The organism is Mesorhizobium sp. M7A.F.Ca.US.002.01.1.1 (assembly GCF_004022955.1).
Taxonomy (GTDB): domain Bacteria; phylum Pseudomonadota; class Alphaproteobacteria; order Rhizobiales; family Rhizobiaceae; genus Mesorhizobium; species Mesorhizobium ciceri.
The window spans coordinates 1-1,853 of sequence record NZ_RZQE01000775.1; the positions used below are offsets into that span (position 1 = coordinate 1).

Here is a 1,853-nt window from a genome sequence, read left to right on the forward strand (position 1 = left end):
AAATCATAGAGCGCCATGTCGGCAAAGCCGACGATCAGCTCGCCTTCGCTGTCGATCAGCGCCGTGTAGCTCGGCGTCGTGCGGTCGAGGAAGACCGCCGACAGGTCGGTAATGCCTGCCCCGGCAATGGCTCGCGAAACGGTGTCGGCAGCGGCATCGCCGCCGCGAACCGACATCAGCGACGCGGAGACGCCGCGCCGCACGGCACTGCGCAAGGCGTTGAAGACGCCGCCGCCGACATCCTCGCGCATTGTGCCCGGGTTGGAGGCGGCGGGCACGTAGGCGCCGGACACCTGGCCGCGCCGGTCGATATGGGCGCCGCCTACGGCCAGTATTTTCGCGGATTTCAGCATGCCGGCGATATGACCTTTGTTATTCCAGCCGCACAAGCGCTAGGCTGTGCGACCGAGCTTCGCATGCAAGGCGGCGATTCGGCAGGTCGAAACAACCGAGCCGTCTGGCCCAACGTGCGGTGCATTCCTGATCGAATCCTTGGACAAAAAAAGAACAAATCCGGATAATGCTTGTTTTTCAGATATTTGATCCCTCTTGCCAAATGAGAACAAAAAAGGTACAAATAGGCAGGGATTACGGATTGTCCGGCCTTCATTGACGACCAAGGGGTGATGTATCATGGCTCAGAATTCTTTGCGGCTGGTAGAGGACAAGGCAGTGGACAAATCAAAGGCTCTGGATGCGGCGCTGTCGCAGATCGAGCGGGCTTTCGGCAAGGGCTCGATCATGCGGCTCGGCGCCAACGAGCAGGTCGTCGAGATCGAAACGGTGCCGACCGGCTCGCTTGGCCTCGACATCGCGCTTGGCGTCGGTGGCCTGCCGCGCGGCCGCATCATCGAGATCTACGGGCCGGAAAGCTCGGGCAAGACGACGCTGGCCCTGCACACCGTGGCCGAAGCCCAGAAGAAGGGCGGCATCTGCGCCTTCGTCGATGCCGAGCACGCGCTTGACCCGGTCTATGCCCGCAAGCTTGGCGTCGATCTCGAAAACCTGCTGATTTCGCAGCCCGACACCGGTGAGCAGGCGCTGGAAATCTGCGACACGCTGGTGCGCTCCGGCGCCATCGACGTGCTGGTGGTCGATTCGGTCGCGGCGCTGACGCCACGTGCCGAAATCGAAGGCGAGATGGGTGATTCGCTGCCCGGCCTGCAGGCCCGCCTGATGAGCCAGGCGCTGCGCAAGCTGACCGCCTCGATCTCGCGCTCCAACACCATGGTCATCTTCATCAACCAGATCCGCATGAAGATCGGCGTCATGTTCGGTTCGCCCGAGACGACGACCGGCGGCAACGCGCTGAAATTCTACGCATCGGTGCGCCTCGACATCCGCCGCATCGGCTCGGTCAAGGACCGCGACGAAGTCGTCGGCAACCAGACCCGCGTCAAGGTGGTCAAGAACAAGCTGGCGCCGCCCTTCAAGGTGGTCGAGTTCGACATCATGTATGGTGAAGGCGTGTCCAAGACCGGCGAACTGGTCGATCTCGGCGTCAAGGCCGGCGTGGTCGAGAAGTCGGGCGCCTGGTTCTCCTACAATTCGCAGCGTCTCGGCCAAGGCCGCGAGAATGCCAAACTGTTCCTGCGCGACAATCCCGACACCGCACGCGAGATCGAGCTGGCGCTCCGACAGAATGCCGGGCTGATCGCCGAAAAGTTCCTTGAGAATGGCGGCTCCGAAGGTGGCGACGACGGGTTCGAGGAGGAATCCGGCGCGATGTGACAACTCGCGAGGTCGGCCGGAGTTCGGCCATAATCGCATTCTATTATCTCGGGCTTAAGTAATCGAGTTCCGCGTTAATGCGTTTTGAAACCGCCGGCCCAGTGCCGGCGGTTTTTCGGTTC

The 1,853-nt window shown here is 61.9% G+C and carries 1 protein-coding gene and 1 pseudogene; one reads left to right on the forward strand and one right to left on the reverse strand.

Annotated elements, in window-relative coordinates; translation table 11 throughout:
* Positions 1-353 (reverse strand): annotated as a pseudogene (locus EN932_RS35295) (carbohydrate kinase); the annotation flags it as partial.
* A 280-nt stretch (positions 354-633) separates the two neighbouring features.
* Here EN932_RS35295 and recA point away from each other — a divergent pair.
* On the forward strand, positions 634-1,731 hold the full coding sequence (gene recA / locus EN932_RS35300; RefSeq protein WP_013532151.1) for a recombinase RecA: 1,098 nt from the start codon (positions 634-636) through the stop codon (positions 1,729-1,731).
* Positions 1,732-1,853 lie beyond the last annotated feature (122 nt).